The organism is Iningainema tapete BLCC-T55 (assembly GCF_014698965.1).
Lineage (GTDB): Bacteria > Cyanobacteriota > Cyanobacteriia > Cyanobacteriales > Nostocaceae > Iningainema > Iningainema tapete.
This window is the reverse complement of record NZ_JACXAE010000022.1, coordinates 1-837: the sequence shown is the minus strand read 5'-3', so window position 1 is coordinate 837 and position 837 is coordinate 1. Positions and strand designations below refer to the sequence as shown.

Sequence of the window (837 nt, the reverse complement as noted above, 5' to 3'; positions counted from 1 at the left end):
TAATCCCGGTACACATAAGGTTTACGGGAAAACTATCAAAAAACCCATCAAAAGGCGTCGAGCGGACGTAAAGTTTCGCTATGCACAGCTACTAATCTGGGGTCAAATGAAACCAGTAAACCTTGTTTCAGTAGGTGGGCGCTTTCGGAACGTGATTGAAACGGTTTAGATTTCCTCGCCCAAAATTTTATATTTTATTATTTCACGGACAAGTTAAGTTGTCCGCCAAATTTTATAAGCTGAAACCTTGAATAGACTGGAGTTTCAGCAACCTAATTTACTGAGATATTTTATGGGACGTTACAGCGATATCAATCGCGGACCAGAATTGCAAGATGCCTATGAAAAATACCAGCTGTGGCTCAAGAAGTCACGAAAAGAGAAAAAAGCTGCTTACAAAACTGTAGCTAAGCCAGAAACTGACCGAGTCAAAACTGAACGGACGATCGGCTACATCCTACCGTTCAACAGCGAAAATGATAATGTACACCTGGAAACTCGTGTAATTGACGCAACACAAACGGGTCAAGGAGCTAGCACGGGAAACATCGTCAAAGGTTTGATTGACGACAGATTTAATGTTGCGCCTCCGACAGGTCCAACCGATCAGGTCGTCAAAGTTCCAAAATACAAATTCGCTAAAATCATTGCCTCTCAGCGTACTACGACCGCGACAAATGAAAGTGATAGCCGGATCACGGAAACTCCTTACAAGCGTCATCGTAGTGACAATGTGTCTGCTAGCTTTGGTCGAAAAGGCTCATCAGATAATTACTCTGAAGCTCTTAAAGAAATCAAAGCCAAAGCAGCTTATAAAACTTTTGTTGCAGCCACTGG

At 42.5% G+C, this 837-nt stretch carries 1 protein-coding gene; it reads left to right on the top strand.

Translation table 11 applies throughout. From position 1 onward, the window contains the following. Positions 1-292 precede the first annotated feature (292 nt). Positions 293-837, top strand: a 545-nt coding sequence (locus tag ICL16_RS04410) for a hypothetical protein (RefSeq protein WP_190825679.1), incomplete at its 3' end; no start/stop codon positions are given.